The sequence below is a fragment of the Pauljensenia sp. UMB6358 genome (genome assembly GCF_030216865.1).
GTDB classification, from domain to species: domain Bacteria; phylum Actinomycetota; class Actinomycetes; order Actinomycetales; family Actinomycetaceae; genus Pauljensenia; species Pauljensenia turicensis_A.
In genome coordinates, this window is sequence record NZ_JASOMS010000257.1 from 1 (window position 1) to 244 (window position 244).

Genomic DNA, 244 nt, shown 5'->3' on the forward strand with positions numbered 1-244 from the left:
GAACATGACTACGTCTTACGAGCCTGGCAAGGAATGGGTTATTCTGCCGTTAGGTCCTGATGGTGGTGCAAGTCAGTTGGTCACAAGGGATGGGACCATAGAAGTGGTCGGTCCCCGCGAAACGGCTGACATCAAGGGTACTGACTTGATGGTTTCTATGGTCCGTAATCAATTGCATCTGCAGTAAAACTAAGGAGTTATCATGCCCGATCCGTCATTGGAATTGGAACGCCTGATTGATGCT

1 pseudogene is annotated in these 244 nt (G+C 49.2%); it reads left to right on the forward strand.

Annotated features, from left to right (window positions below):
* Positions 1 to 187: pseudogene (locus QP381_RS09380) on the forward strand (FAD-dependent oxidoreductase); the annotation flags it as partial.
* Positions 188 to 244 lie beyond the last annotated feature (57 nt).